Below are 17,677 nucleotides of genomic sequence, written 5' to 3'. Positions count from 1 at the left end.
CGCCGGTCAGCCGCGCAGGCGGCGGCCCAGCGCCCGTTTCATCGTGGCCGACAGCAGGGTGCGCAGGCTCTGCTGGGCGCGGTTCGCCGCGGCGAGCTGGCGGCGCAGCGTGCTCACGTCGCGCCGCAGCTCGACGGCCGTCCTGCGCCACCGGGTGGCCTCGTCCTTCCACTTGGCGACCTGGGCGCGCAGGCGGTCGGCCTCCGCCGCCAGCCGCTCGGTCTCGGCCTGGGCCTCCAGCCGCGCCCGGTACGCCCCTCGCCGCCCGATCAGCGGCGCCGCCTCCGTGGTGAACCCGTAGGTCTCGCCCTCGACCCAGGACACGCCGGACACGGCGTCCACCACGTCGTCGAGGTCGCCGGGCTCACCGCGCTCATCGGGCCCGTCGGCGGCCACCATGCGGGCCCTGGCGAAGGCCGAGCAGCGTTCCAGGCGGGCCGCCACGACGCCCTGCGACGACTCCCGCAGCAGCACGGCGACCAGTCCCAGGCCCTCGTCCCGGGCCAGGTCGAGCAGGCGGGCGAGGGTGTCCTCGCCGGGGATCCAGCCGGGCGGCAGGCGCAGCACGAAGGGCGTGGCCGGGTCCAGTTCCTCGGCCGCGGCCAGGCGCACCCGCCCTTCGTGCAGGTAGTGCCCGTGGACCAGGGCCAGGTCGAGGCCGGGGTCCTTGAGCGGGGAGCGGCGTTCGCGGCCCACCTCGTCCCAGGGGCCGAGCAGGAGCACCGACAGGTCGGGAACGGTCCCGGCGAGCAGGGCGTCCACGGTCGCGCGCACGCTGTCGTAGCCGGCCGTGCCGTCCACGACGGCGGTGACGTACGGGACCTTCCACTGCCGGGACGGATGCGAGCGCAACCACCGGTACGCCGGGATGCGGTCGGCCACGAACGCGTGGCTCACCCGGTCGATGGCCTCCTTGTCGCGCATGCGCATGGTCGGGCCGAGATGGTAGGCGCGGGCGCGCGGCTCGGGCACGAACACCGCGCCCGCCTGGCCCAGCCGGTAGCCCATCTCGGTGTCCTGGCCGAGGATCAGCTCGTCGTCCATGGGGCCGGCGGCCTCGATCAGGCGGGCCCCGACCGAGGTCGCGCCGCCGACGTGCAGGCTGAAGGGCCGCTGGGGGTTGGCGGTGAGGCCGTCGGTGCGTTCGACGAGGTCGACGATCCAGGCGTGCGGCTCGGCGGGCTCGAAGTGCTCCTCCAGGTCGGCGGGCAGCTCGGCGGGCAGCTCGGCGCCGGTGAACCTGATGTAGCCGGTCACGACCAGGTAGGGGGCCGTGTGGTGCCAGCGCATGTGGGCCTCGATCGCGCCCGGGGTGAGGACGACGTCGGAGTCCAGCCAGTGGATCACGTCGCCGGTGGCCTCGGCCAGCCCGGCGTTGCGGGCGTTGGCGCGTCCGGGCCGGTCGCAGACGATCAGGCGGGCGCCCTCGGGACGGACGTCGGGCAGCCGCAGGGGCGGGACGCTGCCGTTGTCCACGACGATGACCTCGGTGAGCGCGGCCGGGTAGGTCTGGCGGGCGAGGGCGGCCAGCACCAGGTCCAGCTTGTCCTGGCCGCCGAAGGCCGGGATGATCACGCTGACCGTGAGCGACGGGGTGAGGTCCTCGCCGGGCCGCAGCACGCGGTAGTCGTTGCCGCGCACCGGCGGCGTCTGGCCGTAGTTCATGCGGCTTCCATCAGCAGGCTCGGCCGGAAGCCGTGCCATTGGTTCGTGGCGATTCTGACGAAATGGGCCAGGGGGAGCTGCCAGGTGTGCTCCTCGGTCAGCCCCCTGCGCAGGACGTAGCCGAGGCCGTGCGTGCGATAGGTGCGCGCGCCGATCTTTTGGGCGGCTTTCAGGAACTCCAGATCGACCGCACGCGGGAGAGCGGGAAATCCTCCAATTTCCCGAAATTTCGCGCTTTGGAGCAAAATGGTGCCTCCGGCTACGTGATCCGCCCAAACCTCGCTAGGGTACGCCGCTCCGCTCGCGAACGTCGTCCGCCGGATCGTGGCGCGCAGCGGCTCCAGGTAGAAGAACTCGGCCGTCGTGCCCACCACGTCGGCCCCCGCGTACGAGCGGGCCATGAGGAGGTCGGACAGGTGGCCGGGGCCGTACCAGTCGTCGTCGTCCCACTTGGCGAGGTAGTCGCCCGAGGCCAGGGCGGCGGCCCGGTTCAGCACCTCGCCGAACGGCACCGTCCGGTCCGCCTCGACCCACCGTACGGGCAGCGAGCACGCCTCGACGGCCGCGCGCACCTGCTCGAAGGCCACCCCGTGCAGCCCGAGCAGGACCTCGGCCTCGACGCCCCGCTGCCGCTCCATCTGCGCCAGCGCCGCGCCGACCAGGGCGGGCCGCTTGGTCGACATGACGATGCTGACCGTCGCGCGGGCGGGCCGGTGGACCAGGCGCCGCAGCCGTACGCTGTGCTCCTCCCGCCGCAGGTCGGCCAGGGAGCGCGCGGTGCCGTCGGCGGGCTCGGCGAGCCAGTCGCGGTCGGTGAGCAGCGCGGCCAGTTCGCCCGGCACCCACGCGGGGGCGTCCTGGGCGGTCAGCGGGATCCCGGCGCCGGCCAGCTCCGTCAGGCCGTCGAGCGGCACCGGCGCGGCGGGCCAGTCGATCTCCAGTCCGCGCCGGGAACGCAGCGCGGGCACGTCGGGCGGACCGCCGTCCACCTGCCATCCGTCCGCCCAGTGCAGCCGGGCGAACCCCTTGCCCGGCGTACGCGTGAAGCCGCAGGGGGTGACGGACATGGACGATGCTCCTCGACCGGACGGGACTGGATCGGCGCCTACCTTACGCCCGTTTTTACACGTCAGTAGACAGACAGGCAGCTTTCGGGTGGCAGCCGGCATGAGACCCGAGGCCGGGTTCCCAGTTTTCCTCCAGGAACTTATGGCACGGTAGTGGTCAGGGTTTATTAGGGTGGCAAATATCCCGCCCATCCTCCTATGCCCGACTAGTCGTGACTATGAAAGGTTTGCGCGGATGCTCTCGCCCCGCCGACTGGCAGCGGCCGCCGCACTTCTCGCAGTCGTGGCCGCCGGGGTGCTCGCCCTCCTCGTCCTGGCCGGCCTGCTCACCCTCGGCGCGGCGGCGGCCGTCGCCGCGTTCGCGGTCACGCTGGCCGCCCTCGCCCTGCTGCTGCTCGTCGTCCGCCGTGTGGACGGCAAGGCGCACCGGATCGACCTGCGCATGAAGAAGCACGAGGCCGAGCTAGCCCGTGCGACGACCGCGGTCAAGAACCTCGAATCCCGGCTGGAGCTGCTGGTCCAGGCGGTCGAGGAGTCGGCTGCGCGGCGGGCCGACGACATCGGGGCGATCCTGGCCTCGCTCGGCGAGGACCGCGTGCACGCCATGACCAGGGCCCGCGAGGTCGAGGAGCTGCGCGAGGAGGTTCGCGCGCTGGCCAAGGGCCTGGCATGACGCGCGTCCGGCACAACGACTACGGGGTGCTGCGCCCGCCCGCGATCGGGGACTGGACGCCCGAGCTGCGCGTGTCCGTGGTCATCCCGGCCTACGACTGCCAGGAGGCGCTGGAGCGCACGGCGTCCGCGCTGGCCGCGCAGACCTACCCGGCCGGGCTCGTCGAGATCGTGATCGCCGACGACGGCAGCACGCCGCCGGTCGAGCTGCCGGGGGCCCGCGTCGTACGGGTGACCGACGGCTGGGGACGCGGCGCGGCCCGGCAGACCGGCCAGTTGGCCGCCACCGGCGACGTGATCCACTGGCTGGACTCCGACATGATCCTGGCCCCCGACCACCTTGAGGCGCACATGCGCTGGCACCACCTGCTCGACCACGTGGTGGTGATCGGCGACATCCGGTTCGTGACGGCCCCGGGCGAGGAGGGCACGCAGCCGGAGTACACGCGCAGGACCCTGGAGTCGACCCGGATGCTCAAGGACGCGGGGACGAGCGCGTACCTGCTGCACACGGGGGCCTCCACGTCGGTGCGCGCCGAGCTGCTGCGCGCGGCGGGCGGCGTGGACGCCTCGCTCAACATGGCCGAGGACACCGAGCTGGGCTACCGGCTGGCCCAGGCGGGGGCCGTGTTCGTGCCCGATCCGCAGGCCAGGGCGTGGCACGTGGGACCGTCCACGGTGATGCTGCGGGAGAAGGAGGTCCACCGGCACAACTGGTCGTACCTGGGCGATCTCGTGCCGGACCTGCGCTGGCTGCGCGGCCATCCCCGGCGCCACTGGCGGGTGCCGTACGTGCGGGTCGTGGTGAGCGCCACCACGTACGAGGAGACCCGGGCGAGCGTGGACGCGGCGCTGGCCGGCACGCTGCCCGACGCCGCCGTCACCGTCGTCGGCCCCTGGGGCCGGCTGACCGGCGAGCGCCGGTCCAGCCTCGACGACCCGCTGCTGGACCTGCGGCTGCTGCACAACCTGTACGCCCACGAGCCGCGCGTCACGTTCGCGGAAAGCGAACCGGTCAGCGCCGCCCCCACCCCGTTCCTGCTGCGGCTGCCCGCCGGATGGGTCCTCGGGGCCGACACCCTCGCCCGGCTGGTGCGGCTGGCCGACGAGGACCTGCTCGGCCTGCTCTGCGTCGCGCTGGCCGAGGACGCGGACGGGGTGGTGGCCGCCCGATTGGAGCGCACGGCCGCCTTCGCCCGCGCCGCCCGCTTCTGCGGCCCGGCCGACGACAACCCGGCCGACGATCTGGTGGACGACCTGGTGGACGAGCTGTTCGGCGTGCTGTGGGTCGAGGGCGGCGAGCACGGCTTCGGCACCGCCGCGGAGCCTCCGCCGCTGGGCGGCGACCCGGCCAAGTGGCGCGCCCTGGCGGCCCGGCGGCTGGCGGAGACCGAGGAGCTGCGGGCCCAGGTCGACCGGCTCTCCGCCGAGGTCGAGCGCCTGTCCCGCACGCAGGAAGCGGAGGACCCCGCCCCCGGGCCGCTGAGCTCCCTGATCCGGCACCTGCGGAGCGCCGGATGAGCGCCGGTCAACCGTCACCCGAGCGGCGGACGGTCACCGCGCTGCTGGCCGACCTGCCGGACGCCCGGGTGTTCCTGGCCGGCATCGAGAGCCATACGTTCCCAGGTCACAGCGAGGGCGGCGAGGGCCGCGCCGGGCTGCCCGCCGCAGCCGTGGACCTGGACCGGGACCTGCTGGAGCCGCCCGCCGAGCCGGAGTCGGCCGACCACGTCCTCGTGCTCGCCAGGACGCCCGCCGACCTGCGCAGGGTGGCGACCCTGCACAAGCTGCTCCCGCTGGCCGGGCGGGTGGTGGTGTGCGTGCTCGACACCCCCGCCTCGCACCCGGCGCCCGTGCCCACGCCCACCCCCGCGCACCGCTGGCGGTCGCTGACGGACCTGCGGGTCTACCAGCCCAGGAGCCGGGTGTGGGTGGTGGACGCCCGCTTCTCGGCCGCGACGCCCGCCGGCCGCACGGTCACCGCCACCGCCCGCGCCTTCGCCGGTCACCGCCTGGACGTGATCGCCGCGCCCGCCGCCGGCATCGCCGGGATCGGCTCGGCCGACTGGCGTCCCGGCGACCCGAACGCCACGCCCGCCGAGGTGAGCGGCCCGGTCCCCGAACGCGTCGGCGCCCCGGGCAGCGACGTCGTGCTCCGCACGCTGGGCGACGTCGCCCTGCGCGGCCTGTCCGGCGACGCCCTGCGCCCGCCGGGCGACGGCCGCGCCCAGGACGCGTCCCCGGCCCTGACGCCGGGCGGGTCCGGCGAGCCGGGCGGGAACGGCTGGGCGGGCGGGCACGGCGGGATCGGCTGGGCCGGGGATCAGGCGCCCGTCGAGCGGCCCACGATCGTCGCCGCGAGCTGGGAGAGCATCGGGCGTCCCGGCGGGGCGGGGTCGCCGCTGGCCGATCCCGACGTGCTCGGCGAGCCGTCGATGGTCCCGCCGGTGGACGAGCGCCTGGTGAACCCCCAGGGTTTCGTGACCACCCCGTCCCGGGGCATGGCCGCGCTGGCCGAGCGCGACGGCCGCTGGTCGGTCTTGCTCGACGGCAAGGTCGTGACGACGTTCGCCGAGTCGGGCGGCGTCACCGACGCCGACGTGGCCAGGCTCCGGCAGATCCGCGGCGTCGAGGTGAGCTGGCAGCACCCGCACAGCGGCCCGCTGGCGGCCGTGCGGGTGCTGGCCGGTCTGGCCGCCGCCGGGGTGCCGCTGGTCACCGGAGCCGTGCCGCGCTGGGCGGGCGCTCTCGGGGACGAGCTGGTCGCGCTGCTGCCCGCCGCCCCCGACCTGTCCGACGAGCTGCGGCGCGAGGAGCACAGCATCCGGCTGCGCCGGGCCGCCCTGCGCACCCATGGCGTGGCGGCGCGGTGGGAGCAGCTCGGCGCGCCCGCCCCCGCTCCCCCGCTCACCTCCGTCCTGCTGGCCACCCGGCGCGCCGACATGGTGCCGTTCGCCCTGCGGCAGATCGCCCGCCAGCGCGACGCCCAGCTCGAAGTGGTGCTCGCGCTGCACGGCGTCCCTCGGGAGCACCCCGACGTCGCCGCCGCCCTGGCCGCCTTCGGCGGCCCGCTGACCGTGTACGAGGCCGACCCCGCCGCCGTCTTCGGCGAGGTGCTGAACGAGGCCGCCGCCAGGGCCTCCGGCTCGTTCCTGCTCAAGATGGACGACGACGACTGGTACGGCCCCGACTTCCTGGCCGACCTGCTGCTCGCCCACGCCTACTCGGGGGCGCAGGTGGTCGGCACGGTGCCCGAGTTCGTCTACCTGGCCTCGATCGACGTCACCGTGCACCGCAGCCAGGTCACCGAGCAGATCACCAGCTTCGTGGCGGGCGGCACGATCCTGGTGGAGCGTTCGGCGTTCCAGGCCGTGGGCGGCTTCCGGCCGCTGCGCCGCTCGGTGGACACCCAGTTCCAGGAGGCCCTCCAGGCGGCGGGCGGCCAGATCTACCGCACCCACGGCCTGGGCTACATCCTGCGCCGCGGCCCGGCCTCCGCCCACACCTGGCAGGAGCCGATCGGCACGTTCCTGCGCCGCAACCGGCGCCAGTGGCGCGGGTTCCGCCCGAACGCCCTGATGGAGCTGGAGGGGAGCAGCCGCCCATGACCGTCCCGCGCATCCGCGGCAACGACTTCGGCGTCCTCGACCCGCCCGAGCTGGGGGCCTGGGAGCCGGAGCTCGCCGTCACGGTCGTCATCCCGGCGCACGACCGCCAGGAGACCCTGGACCTGACGCTCGCCGCCCTGTCCGCGCAGAGCTACCCGGCGCACCTGCTCGACGTGATCGTGGTGGACGACGGCAGCGCCACCCCCATCCGCCTGCCCGAGCTCGTCCCGGGCGGCACCAAGCTGATCTCCAGCCCGCCGGGCGGCTGGGGGCGCGCCTGGGCCGTGCAGGCGGGCCTGGACGCCGCCGCCGGCGACGTCGTCCTCGTGCTGGACGCCGACATGGTCCCGCACCGGCGGCACGTCGAGGCCCAGCTCCGGTGGCACCACCTGGCCCCGTACGTGGTGGTGCTCGGCTGGATCGACTTCACCTCGGGCGGCGAGCCGCCCACGCCGGAGCAGGTCGTCCGGGCCCTGGACGCGGGCGCCGAGGACGACCTGTTCCCCCTGTCACCGCACCGGCACGACTGGGCCGAGCGGATCATCCACGACCACGACGGCCTGCGTACGGCGTCCGGCGCGACGGCGGCCCGCGTGCACGTGGGGGCGACGGCGTCGTACCCGGCGGCGCTGCTGCGCTCGATCGGCGGCCTGGACACCTCGCTGGTGCTGGCCGAGGACACCGAGCTGGGGTACCGGCTCGTCCAGGCGGGGGCGGTGTTCGTCCCCGAGCCGCAGGCGCGGGCCTGGCACGTCGGCCTGCCGACCGCGATGCGCGACGTCGCCGCGCTGAAGCGGTACAACGACCCCTACGTGGCCGACCGGGTTCCCTACCGGCGGTACCTGCGCACGGATCCGGGGCGGCAGTGGCTGGTGCCGTACGTGGAGGCGGTGGTGACGGCGGGCGGCTACGAGGACACCCGCGCCACCGCGGACGCCCTGCTCGCCTCCTCCATCCCCGACGTGCGCCTCACCCTCACCGGCCCGTGGGCCGCGCTGCCCACCGGACGCCGCTCGCCCCTGCGCGACCCCGACCTGGACCTGCGCCTGCTCCAGGCCACCTTCGAGCACGACCCGCGGGTCCGGCTGGCCGCCGAACCGCCTCAGGGGCCGCCCGCGGGCACGACGGCCCCCTTCCGGCTGACCGTGCCGCCCGGCTGGACCCTCTCCCCCGGCACGCTCGAACGCCTGATCGCCCACCTGGACGAGCACGACCTCGGCAGCCTGTGCCTGGCCCTGGACGAGACCCCGCAGGGCGTGGTCGCCGCCCGTCTCGACCGTACGGCCGCCCTGTCCAGGGCCGCCCTGGTCGCCACCCCCGGCGACCATCCGGACGACCTGATCGACGCCCTGTACGGCCTGGAATGGGCGGACGGCGCCTCATGGGGCCTCCGGCGCCGCCCGGACGTCTACCCGCCGCGCCGGCCGCCGGTCGCGGAGCTCGCCCTGCTCGCCGCCCGCCACGAGAAGGACCTGACCCTCCACCGCAGGCGCGTCGCCGCCCTGCGCGCCGAGATCGCCCAGCTCCGCCGGGAGGCCGCCAAGAACGGCAGGGACGCCTCCCGCTGGCGGGAGAAGGCCGAGAGCTGGCGGCGCGAGGCGGTGCGCCTGGCCCGCCAGCAGGACCGCACGGTCCTGAAACGGGCCGTGCGCCGCGTCCGCGACCTGGCCTTCCCCGCCCACTGACCGGGCGGGGCGGGCGTCAGTCGTCGCCCTCCACGCGCATCACGCCGGCGACCGCGCGGACGATGTCGAGCTCGCGCAGCCCCTCCATGGTCGCCGTGAGGGCCGCGTCGGTGGCGCGGTGGCTGACGATGACGAGCTGCGCGTCGTCGCCGTGCCCCTCCTGGCGGACGGTCTGGATGGACACGTCGTGCTTGGCGAACAGGTCGGCCACCCGCGCCAGCACGCCCGGCTTGTCGGCCACGTCGAGCGCCACGTGGCAGCGCGTGACCGTGTCGCCCATCGGGTGGACGGCCAGGTCGGCGTAGGTGGACTCCTCGGGCCCGTGGGTGCCGGCCAGCCGGTTGCGGCCGACCGCCACGAGGTCGCCGAGCACGGCCGAGGCCGTCGGCGCGCCGCCGGCGCCCTTGCCGTAGAACATGAGCTGCCCGGCCGACTCGGCCTCCACGAAGACCGCGTTGTACGCCTCGCGCACCCCCGCCAGCGGGTGGGTGCGCGGGATCATCGCCGGGTGCACCCGCACGCCGAACGAACGGCCGTCGTCGGAGCGCTGGCAGATGGCCAGCAGCTTGATGACGTAGCCCATGGCCTTGGCGGAGGCGACGTCGGTCGCGGTGATCTCGGTGATGCCCTCGCGGTGCACCTTGTCGGCGGTGACGCGGCTGTGGAAGGCCAGACCGGCCAGGATGGCGGCCTTGGCGGCGGCGTCGAAGCCCTCGACGTCGGCCGTCGGGTCGGCCTCGGCGTAGCCGAGCGTCTGGGCCTCCTCCAGGGCGTCGGTGAAGGACGCGCCCGTGCTGTCCATCTTGTCGAGGATGTAGTTGGTGGTGCCGTTGACGATGCCGAGCACGCGCTTGACGTGGTCGCCGGCCAGCGACTCGCGCAGCGGGCGCAGCAGCGGGATCGCGCCGGCGACGCTGGCCTCGAAGTAGAGGTCGCCGCCGCCCCGGCGGGCCGCCTCGTGCAGGGCCGAGCCGTCCTCGGCCAGCAGGGCCTTGTTGGCGGTGACGACCGACTTGCCGCGTTCGAGGGCGGCCACGATGAGCGTGCGGGCCGGCTCGATGCCGCCGATCACCTCGACGACGATGTCGATGTCGTCGCGGGTGACCAGGGACTCGGCGTCGGTGGTCAGCAGCGCCGGGTCGACCTCGATGTCGCGCTTGCGCCCGAGCCTGCGCACGGCCACGCCGGCCAGCTCCAGCGGGGCGCCGATGCGCGCGGCCAGGTCGTCGGCCTGCTCGTGCAGGAGCCTGATGACCTGCGAGCCGACGACGCCGCAGCCCAGCAGAGCCACTTTCAGCGGTTTCACAGCTGCCCCCTCAACAGGTCGTCCTCGGTCTCGCCCGCCACGATCACCCGGGCCGCGCCGTCGGCGACGGCGACCACGGCGGGCCTGGGCAGGTAGTTGTAGTTGCTGGCCAGCGAACGGCAGTAGGCGCCGGTCGCGGCCACCGCGACCAGGTCGCCGGGCGCCAGGTCGGCCGGCAGGTGGAAGTCGCGCACGAGGATGTCGCCGCTCTCGCAGTGCTTGCCGACCAGGCGGCTGAGCATGGGCGCGGCGTCGCTGGACCGGCTGGCGAGGGTGGCGGTGTACTCGGCGCCGTAGAGGGCGGTGCGCACGTTGTCGCTCATGCCGCCGTCGACGCTGACGTACGTGCGCAGGCCCTCGACGTCTTTGACCGTGCCGACCTCGTAGAGGGTGATGCCGCCCGGACCGACGATGGTGCGGCCCGGCTCGACGGTCAGGCGCGGCACCGGCAGGCCGGCGTCGGCGCAGACCTTGGTGACGATCTCGCGCAGGCCGTCGGCCAGCTCCTTGATGTCGGGGGCCGCGTCGCCCTCGACGTAGGCGATGCCGTAGCCGCCGCCGAGGTCGAGCTCGGGCAGGACGACGTCGTGCTCGTCCTTGATCTGCACCAGCAGCGTGGCCAGCCGCCGCGCGGCCACCTCGAACCCGGCGGTGTCGACGATCTGCGACCCGATGTGGGAGTGGAGGCCGACCAGGTCGAGCTGCGGCAGCGCGAGGATGCGGCGCACGGCCTCGGCGGCGGCGCCGGTGTTGAGCGACAGGCCGAACTTCTGGTCGTCGTGGGCCGTGGCGATGAACTCGTGGGTGTGGGCCTCGACCCCGGTGGTCACCCGGATCATCACCTTGGGCCGCTTGCCGAGCTGCTCGGCGAGGTAGCCCAGGCGGGCGATCTCCTCGTAGGAGTCGACCACGATGTGCCCGACGCCGCACTCCAGGGCGCGGGTCAGCTCGGCCTTGGACTTGTTGTTGCCGTGGAGGGTGATGCGCTCGGGCGGGAAGCCGACGCTGAGCGCCACCGCCAGCTCGCCGCCGCTGGCGACGTCGAGCCCGAGGCCCTCGTCGGCCAGCCAGCGCACGATCTCCTTGCACAGGAACGCCTTGCCCGCGTAGTGGACCTCGGAGCCCTGGAAGGCCGTGGCGTAGTCGCGCATGCGTGAGCGCACGTCGGCCTCGTCGAGGACGTAGAGCGGCGTGCCGAAGTCGCGGGCCAGGTCGCGCACGTCGACGCCGCCGACCGTGAGCGTGCCGTCGGTCCGGGTCGACGTTCGGGGCCAGATCGCGGGGTCGATCCGGTTGAGGTCGGCGGGCGCCATCGGGGGGCGCTCGTGGGGCAGCATCTCGGCGTGCCGGTCCCCGGCTGGATGGACGAAGCTCACCCGATCGAGGCTATCGGAACCGCCGCCCCTTCCAGGACCGCTGCCCACGTATCGAGACGCGATCAAGGTCCACAAGCAAAATTTTCACGATATTTCGCGCTTTAGCCGGATATTTTACGATCCATCACAATCTTTCCGGCCCAACCAGTACCCCCCGGACGGCCTCCGCCAGCCGCAACCGCGCCGTGTGCACCGGCCGGACCGGCTCGTCCCCCATCGGGACGGCGGGGGCGTGCTCGTGGGCGTCGTGGTAGGCCAGCGCCAGCCGGACCGAGAAGGCGTCCCAGCCGGGGTCGCGGCTGACGGCGCGTCCGGGCAGCTCGGCCAGCACCCGCAGCACCCGGCGGTCGTGGGGGCCGTCGAGCAGCTCGGGCCGGAAACCGCTGTGCGGCACCCCCAGCTCCCCGGCCCACCGCCGCACCGCGCAGGCGCGGGCGTGGGCGTACCGGACGACGAAGCCCGGGTTGTCCCACGTGCGCGGGAAGTCGGGCCAGCCGGGGTCGGGCAGGACGGGCGGGTCCAGGGACTCGACCAGCCGTCCCGGCGCGTCCACGACGATGCGCAGGAAGCCGTTCGGCCGCGCGTGCGCCTCGGCCACGCCGTCCACCGCCCGCACCCGCGCGGCCAGCTCTTCCGGCGGGACGCGGCGGCGCAGCGCGGCGGCCGACACGTAGACGGCCTCCCGCTCCCACGTGCCCTCGGGCGCCGGCGGCTCGCCCAGCACCTCCGCCAGCGACTGGGCGAGCAGGTCGGTCATCGGCTCAGCGTAGGCGTCAGATCAGCGCGTGCGGCTCCGCCGAGCCGTACTCGACCAGGTGCGCCGCGCCGAGCAGCCAGCGGTCCTCGTCGCGCACCCGCACGTAGCCGAACCGGTCGGCGGAGAAGACCTTGACGCCGTCGGTGCGGCACTGGCGCATCATGACCTCGTCCCAGCCCTCGGTGAGGTCGGCGAAGCCCACCTCGCGCAGGGCGTTCCTGCGGGCGAGCAGGGTGGCCCCGGCGATCTCGGGGAGGTAGGCGTACTCGGCCTCGGGCTGCTTGAGCAGGGTCGCCTGGGGCTTGCGCAGGTGGGCGTAGAAGGCGGCCTTGCCGACGATGTCGGCCGTGCTGAACAGGAAGGCCCGCCGCAGGTCGGACAGGTAGTGCGGGCCGTAGACGTCGCGCGGGTCCATGACCGCGACGAGGTCGGCCTCGCACAGGTCGAGGCCCTTGGCCAGCATCGCGCCCTCGCTCATGGCCGGGTGGGGACGCCGGTACAGCACCTCGGCGTCGGTCAGCACGTCGCGGGCGCGCAGCTCGGCCTCGGGCGGGCCGATGACGATCACCTGGGCCACGCCGGACTGCCTGGCCACCTGGGCCAGCGCGTGCTCCATGAGCGACGGGTCGAGGATCGGCAGCAGCACGGAGGTGTCGAGGGTGGCGCGGGCGCTGGGCAGGCCGATGGCCTCCAGCAGCTCGTCCACGCGCTCGGTCATCGTCCCCGTGCCGTAGGCCCGGCGCAGCGCCACGTGCGCGCGCCGCGAGTCCGGCTCGGTGCCGATCGGCGTGCCGCAGGCGGCGATCTCGGCCAGCCGCCACTGCGGCGTGCCCGGCGGGCAGTCGGCCGCGGCCGGCCAGCGGTAGGAGGTGAGCACGTCGGGATAGGCCAGGTGCGGCGGCAGGAGCTGGTCGAGCGTGAGCACCCGGTCGACCCGCCCGCCGGCCAGCGGCAGCGGGTTGTGCACCCGGGGCTGCACGCCGAAGTGCAGGCGCGGCCACGGGACCGTCATGTCGGTGGTGAAGCGGTGCTCGAACAGCTCGGCCGCGGCGGCGTAGTCGGCCACGTCGCCCTGGGTGTGCCAGAAGACGGTACGGATGCCGCGCTCGGCGCACCAGGCCAGCAGCGCCCTGAGCCCCTCGCCCGGCTCGCCGGTCAGCTCCTCCAGCCACGGCCCCTGCGTGACGGACTCCACCACGAGCAGGTGGGGCACCTCCAGCGGCAGCACGCGGGCGAAGTCGCGCGGCGTGAACCCGGTCGTCTGACGCCACTCGTAGCGCAGCAGCGCCTCGACGTGCGGATCGGCGACGACGGCGGCGGTCAGGTGCGGGCGGGTGTTGGGCCCGGTGGGGATCCGGTACGGCTTGAGCTTGAACGAGGCCCCGCCCAGCGTCCTGGTGGTGCTGGTGGCCTGGAACGACGCCCCCGGACGCGCCTCCCTGGCCCCCTGGACGGCCACCGGCCGGCGCTTGGGCGCGCTGGGCCGCTTGACCGGCTTGGCCGCGCCCCTGAGCCCCTTGGCCAGGCGCATCGGGTTGTTCTTGCCGCTCTTGATGGCGTCGCCGAGCCGGTTCCAGCGGGCGACCTTGATCGAGGACAGCTTCCAGTTTGCCACCTCGGCCTGGAAGCGCTGCTCGGCCAGCTCCTTGCGCAGCCTGTCGGCCGCGGCCCGCTCGGCCTCCAGCCGCTCCTCGGTCTCGCTCAGCTGCTCGGCCAGCTTCCTGGCCTCCTCGGCGCTCTCCTCGGCGGCCGCCAGCCTGGACTGCGCGGCGTCCAGCAGCCTGGCCAGTTCGGCCGCGCGCTCGGCCTGCGCGACAGCTTCCCGCAACGCCCGACGCGTGCTTTCCAGCTCGGTAGACAACCGGACCTCCGCTCTCTCAGCCCGGCAAAGGATACTCTTTTGCAGGAAGCGTCTCGAAGGGATGAGATCCGGTGCAGTTCAACGTGCGACCCTACGTATGCGGCGCTCTCGGCCGGATCGACACCTCCATACTGGGCAAACTCACCGCCGCGGGCCCCAAGGTGCGGCCCGCGCTCCAGACGGACGAGGCCGCGCTGTTCAGCTCCGCGCCGCTGCCGCCGTACCACCGGGCCGGCGGCGCGTTCGCGTTCTCGTGGGGTGAGCGCAAGCCCGCCGCCGCCGAGGACTGGATCACGGTCGCGGAGACGTACGAGACGCCCGGACTGATCGGCGACGCCGCGCGGGTGACGCTGCACGCGGGCGCGCTCGGCCTGGTCGACGTCTACTACGTGCGCCAGGGCGAGGCTGTCTACTTCTCCTCGCTGATCCAGCCGCTGCTCAGCCTGGTGCCGATCGAGATCGACTGGGCCGCCTGGGCCTCGATCATCCAGGTGACGTTCCCGCTGGGCGAGGCGACCCCGTACCGGGAGGTCAGGCGGCTGCCGGGGTCGAGCGCGCTGGTGTTCGAGCACGGCCGCCTGGCCACCGAGCGCCGGTTGCCGCGCTGGCTGCGCACCGAGCCGTACGAGGCGTGGACCAGCCCCGAGGAGATCGTGGAGCTGCTGCACCACGTCTACGAGGACTACGACGGCCGCAAGCTGCTCGTGCCGGTCAGCGGCGGCTACGACTCGCGCCTGCTGGCCAGTGTGGCCATGGCCCGCGGCGCCGACGTCGAGTCGTGGACCACCAGCCCCGACGACGGCACCGACACCGACATCGCCTTCGCCAGGGCGATCACCCGCGAGCTGGGCATCCCGCACCGGGTCGTCACCCAGGACGCCGCCGCCTACCCCGCCGACGCCGCCGAGGTGGCCCGCCGGCTGGAGTACCTGACGCCGCACCACGCCTGGTACGCGCCGTTCGCCAAGGAGGTGCACGGCTCGGGCCGCATCCTGGTCGACGGCCTGGCCGGCGGCCCGCTGCTGAAGAACTTCATGGTCAGCGGCGCCGCGCTGGAGGCCAGGACGCAGGCCGAGCGGTCGGCGGCGCTGCTGGGCTCGCTGTCGCTGGGCGCGCCCGCGCAGCCGTTCCTGTCCAAGGCGGCCGCGCAGTGGATGGAGGAGACCGTGCGCGAGCAGTTCGCGGCGGCCACCTCGATGCTGCACGGCCACCGGGCCGAGCTGCCGCTGTCGGTGCTGCACACCAGGACCGTGCGCGGCATCGCGCGTTCGGCGGTCAACCTGGTGGGGCCGGAGGCGTCGTTCGCGGCGCCGTTCATCCATCCCGCCTTCTTCGACGCCGCGCTCAGCGTCGGCGTCGCGCGCAAGGACAAGGGCCGCTTCTACCGCGAGGTGCTGCACGCGGCCAACCCGAGGGTGGCCGCGCTGCCCTCCACGAACGTGGTCAAGCAGCCGCTCCAGCGGGTGCCCCTGCGCTCCACGGCCGCGCCGGCGCGGGCCTGGTCCCACGCCATGCTGGAAGTCGTGGCCCGGCGCGTGCCCGCGATGCTCTCCGACGAGCTGCACGAGGTGATCGCCGGCGGGCCGGACGCGCTGACCCGGTTCAACGGCTGGAACGACCGCTTCTGGGTGCGCGGGCTGGTGCTTTTCGGACTCTGGCTGAACGACTTCGAGAACGACCTCCCGGACGTCACCGCACCTTTTTAGTGAACTCTGGGTAACAGGGCGATTACATACGGATCTCGCGGGTATTACACGTCGCACAGCAGAAGCGGGTTCCGGAAAGCCACCGGGCTGGTAGTGTTCGGCCCGTAAGCGCCGCAACAAACGGGCACCAGATCACAAATCCGGTCTCGTTCGAGGGCATGGAGTTCGCAGGGATGACGACTCCACGCGGCGCGGTCACCAGCTATGAACGCCGGGGTAACCGGTGACTTCGTCCTGCCCACATCTCTTCCTGTGAGCGACATCATGATCAACGCATCCCCATCACCTGAGTCGATCTCTGAGGCTTTCGTCTCGGAAGATCCGCGATGGTACAAGCGGGCGGTGTTCTACGAGGTTCTCGTCCGGGGGTTCAAGGACTCCAACGGTGACGGCACGGGCGACCTGCGCGGTCTCATCGAGAAGCTCGGGTACCTGGAATGGCTCGGCGTCGACTGCCTCTGGCTGCTGCCGCTGTACGAGTCTCCGCTGCGCGATGGCGGTTATGACATTTCGGACTATATGAAGATCCTTCCGGATTTTGGTGACCTGGGGGACTTCGTCCAGTTGATCGAGGCCGCGCACGAGCGGGGCCTGCGGATCATCACCGACCTGGTCATGAACCACACCAGCGACAGGCACCCGTGGTTCCAGGCCTCCAGGCACGACCCGGAGGGGCCCTACGGGGACTTCTACGTCTGGTCCGACGAGCCCACCGGCTACCCGGACGCGCCGATCATCTTCATCGGCGCCGAGGAGTCCAACTGGACGTACGACCCCGTGCGCAAGCAGTACTACTGGCACCGTTTCTTCCACCACCAGCCGGACCTGAACTATGACAACCCGGCGGTGCAGGAGGCCATGCTGGAGGTGCTGCGGTTCTGGCTCGACCTGGGGATCGACGGCTTCCGCCTCGACGCGGTGCCGTACCTGTTCGAGCGTGAGGGCACGGCGTGCTCCGGGCTGCCCGAGACGCACGCGTACCTGAAGAAGATCCGCTCCGAGGTCGACCGGCTCTACCCCGACCGGGTGCTGCTGGCCGAGGCCAACGGCTGGCCCGAGGACGTCGTGGAGTACTTCGGCGACCCCACCACCGGCGGCGACGAGTGCCACATGGCCTTCCACTTCCCGCTGATGCCGCGCATCTACATGGCGGTGAAGAAGGAGACCCGCGAGCCGATCTCCGAGATCATGTCCCGCACCCCCAAGCTGCCCGACACGGCACAGTGGGGCATCTTCCTGCGCAACCACGACGAGCTCACGCTCGAGACGGTGACCGAGGAAGAGCGCGACTACATGCACAAGGAGTACGCCAAGGACCCGCGCATGCGGGCCTACCTCGGCATCCGGCGTCGGCTGGCGCCCCTGCTGGACAACAACCGGGACCTGATCGAGCTGTTCACGGCGCTGTTGTTGTCGCTGCCGGGCTCGCCGGTCATGTACTACGGCGACGAGATCGGCATGGGCGACAACATCTGGCTGGAGGACCGCGACTCGGTCCGCACGCCGATGCAGTGGAGCCCCGACCGCAATGCCGGGTTCTCATCGGCCGACCCGGGCCGCCTCTACCTGCCGGCCGTCATGGACCCGATCTACGGCTTCCAGGCGGTCAACGTCGAGGCCCAGCAGCGCCACGCGGGCTCCCTGCTGCACTTCACCCGCAGCATGCTGGAGATCCGCAAGAACCACCCGGTGTTCGGCCTCGGCGCCTACACCGAAATGTGGTCCTCCAACCCGTGCGTGCTCACGTACGTGCGCGAGGACCGCGACGACGTGATGCTCTGCGTCAACAACCTGTCGAAGTTCCCGCAGCCGGTCGAGCTGGACCTGCGCAGGTTCGAGGGCATGGTGCCGGTCGAGGCCCGCGGCGGGGTGCGCTTCCCGAAGATCGGTGAGCTGCCCTACCTGCTGACCCTGCCGGGCCACGGCTTCTACTGGTTCGCGCTGAAGGCCGGGGACTGAGCACAGCCCCCGGGC

At 73.2% G+C, this 17,677-nt stretch carries 12 protein-coding genes; 6 read left to right on the top strand and 6 right to left on the bottom strand.

Annotated features, from left to right (window positions below; translation table 11 throughout):
- Positions 1-6: 6 nt before the first annotated feature.
- Both ACIBQ8_RS29060 and ACIBQ8_RS29055 read right to left on the bottom strand, forming a co-directional pair.
- The gene (locus ACIBQ8_RS29060; RefSeq protein ID WP_397193450.1) at positions 7-1,665 is read right to left on the bottom strand and encodes a glycosyltransferase; all 1,659 of its coding nucleotides are present in this window, start codon (positions 1,663-1,665) and stop codon (positions 7-9) included.
- Entirely contained in the window at positions 1,662-2,732 is a 1,071-nt protein-coding gene (locus ACIBQ8_RS29055) for a glycosyltransferase (protein ID WP_397169700.1), read from the bottom strand. Before ACIBQ8_RS29055 ends, ACIBQ8_RS29060 begins: the two co-directional genes overlap by 4 nt.
- A 235-nt stretch (positions 2,733-2,967) precedes the next feature.
- Between ACIBQ8_RS29055 and ACIBQ8_RS29050 the strand changes: the two genes are divergently transcribed.
- The 4 genes from ACIBQ8_RS29050 to ACIBQ8_RS29035 are packed head-to-tail and all read left to right on the top strand — an operon-like array spanning position 2,968 to position 8,697.
- Positions 2,968-3,405, top strand: coding sequence for a hypothetical protein (locus tag ACIBQ8_RS29050; RefSeq protein ID WP_397169702.1), 438 nt, complete (start codon positions 2,968-2,970; stop codon positions 3,403-3,405).
- Positions 3,402-4,925 (top strand): glycosyltransferase, encoded by a 1,524-nt coding sequence (locus ACIBQ8_RS29045; RefSeq protein WP_397193449.1) that lies wholly within the window; start codon positions 3,402-3,404, stop codon positions 4,923-4,925. The genes ACIBQ8_RS29050 and ACIBQ8_RS29045 overlap by 4 nt, the downstream gene beginning before the upstream one ends.
- The gene (locus ACIBQ8_RS29040; protein WP_397193448.1) at positions 4,922-7,012 is read left to right on the top strand and encodes a glycosyltransferase; all 2,091 of its coding nucleotides are present in this window, start codon (positions 4,922-4,924) and stop codon (positions 7,010-7,012) included. Before ACIBQ8_RS29045 ends, ACIBQ8_RS29040 begins: the two co-directional genes overlap by 4 nt.
- On the top strand, positions 7,009-8,697 hold the full coding sequence (locus ACIBQ8_RS29035; protein ID WP_397169706.1) for a glycosyltransferase: 1,689 nt from the start codon (positions 7,009-7,011) through the stop codon (positions 8,695-8,697). Before ACIBQ8_RS29040 ends, ACIBQ8_RS29035 begins: the two co-directional genes overlap by 4 nt.
- Positions 8,698-8,713: 16 nt before the next feature.
- On the opposite strand, the gene ACIBQ8_RS29030 is transcribed toward ACIBQ8_RS29035, so the two are convergent.
- The 4 genes from ACIBQ8_RS29030 to ACIBQ8_RS29015 form a co-directional block, all read right to left on the bottom strand.
- Positions 8,714-10,003: a homoserine dehydrogenase gene (locus tag ACIBQ8_RS29030; protein ID WP_352320372.1), complete on the bottom strand. Its 1,290-nt coding sequence runs from the start codon at positions 10,001-10,003 to the stop codon at positions 8,714-8,716.
- A complete protein-coding gene (gene lysA / locus ACIBQ8_RS29025; protein ID WP_397193558.1) occupies positions 10,000-11,340 on the bottom strand; it encodes a diaminopimelate decarboxylase in 1,341 nt (446 codons plus the stop codon). Before lysA ends, ACIBQ8_RS29030 begins: the two co-directional genes overlap by 4 nt.
- Before the next feature lie 163 nt (positions 11,341-11,503).
- Positions 11,504-12,136 carry an anticodon-binding protein gene (locus ACIBQ8_RS29020; RefSeq protein WP_397169708.1) on the bottom strand — a complete coding sequence of 211 codons (633 nt, stop codon included), beginning with the start codon at positions 12,134-12,136 and terminating at the stop codon, positions 11,504-11,506.
- A 16-nt stretch (positions 12,137-12,152) separates the two neighbouring features.
- The gene (locus ACIBQ8_RS29015) at positions 12,153-13,964 is read right to left on the bottom strand and encodes a hypothetical protein (protein ID WP_397169710.1); all 1,812 of its coding nucleotides are present in this window, start codon (positions 13,962-13,964) and stop codon (positions 12,153-12,155) included.
- A gap of 116 nt (positions 13,965-14,080) precedes the next feature.
- Between ACIBQ8_RS29015 and ACIBQ8_RS29010 the strand changes: the two genes are divergently transcribed.
- Both ACIBQ8_RS29010 and treS read left to right on the top strand, forming a co-directional pair.
- Entirely contained in the window at positions 14,081-15,703 is a 1,623-nt protein-coding gene (locus ACIBQ8_RS29010) for an asparagine synthetase B family protein (protein WP_397193447.1), read from the top strand.
- 264 nt (positions 15,704-15,967) lie between these two features.
- Positions 15,968-17,662, top strand: coding sequence for a maltose alpha-D-glucosyltransferase (gene treS / locus ACIBQ8_RS29005; protein WP_352349950.1), 1,695 nt, complete (start codon positions 15,968-15,970; stop codon positions 17,660-17,662).
- Positions 17,663-17,677 lie beyond the last annotated feature (15 nt).

This window comes from Nonomuraea sp. NPDC049646 (assembly GCF_044465525.1).
In the GTDB taxonomy this organism is placed as follows: domain Bacteria; phylum Actinomycetota; class Actinomycetes; order Streptosporangiales; family Streptosporangiaceae; genus Nonomuraea.
The sequence above is the reverse complement of the archived record's forward strand: the minus strand, read 5'-3'. Positions and strand labels throughout refer to the sequence as shown.

Excerpts from the sequence above, each read along its gene's own strand:
- ACIBQ8_RS29060 (WP_397193450.1), bottom strand. The coding sequence starts at position 1,665 with ATGAACTACGGCCAGACGCCGCCGGTGCGCGGCAACGACTACCGCGTG.
- ACIBQ8_RS29055 (WP_397169700.1), bottom strand. The coding sequence starts at position 2,732 with ATGTCCGTCACCCCCTGCGGCTTCACGCGTACGCCGGGCAAGGGGTTC.
- ACIBQ8_RS29050 (WP_397169702.1), top strand. The coding sequence starts at position 2,968 with ATGCTCTCGCCCCGCCGACTGGCAGCGGCCGCCGCACTTCTCGCAGTC.
- ACIBQ8_RS29045 (WP_397193449.1), top strand. The coding sequence starts at position 3,402 with ATGACGCGCGTCCGGCACAACGACTACGGGGTGCTGCGCCCGCCCGCG.
- ACIBQ8_RS29040 (WP_397193448.1), top strand. The coding sequence starts at position 4,922 with ATGAGCGCCGGTCAACCGTCACCCGAGCGGCGGACGGTCACCGCGCTG.
- ACIBQ8_RS29035 (WP_397169706.1), top strand. The coding sequence starts at position 7,009 with ATGACCGTCCCGCGCATCCGCGGCAACGACTTCGGCGTCCTCGACCCG.
- lysA (WP_397193558.1), bottom strand. The coding sequence starts at position 11,340 with ATGCTGCCCCACGAGCGCCCCCCGATGGCGCCCGCCGACCTCAACCGG.
- ACIBQ8_RS29020 (WP_397169708.1), bottom strand. The coding sequence starts at position 12,136 with ATGACCGACCTGCTCGCCCAGTCGCTGGCGGAGGTGCTGGGCGAGCCG.
- treS (WP_352349950.1), top strand. The coding sequence starts at position 15,968 with ATGATCAACGCATCCCCATCACCTGAGTCGATCTCTGAGGCTTTCGTC.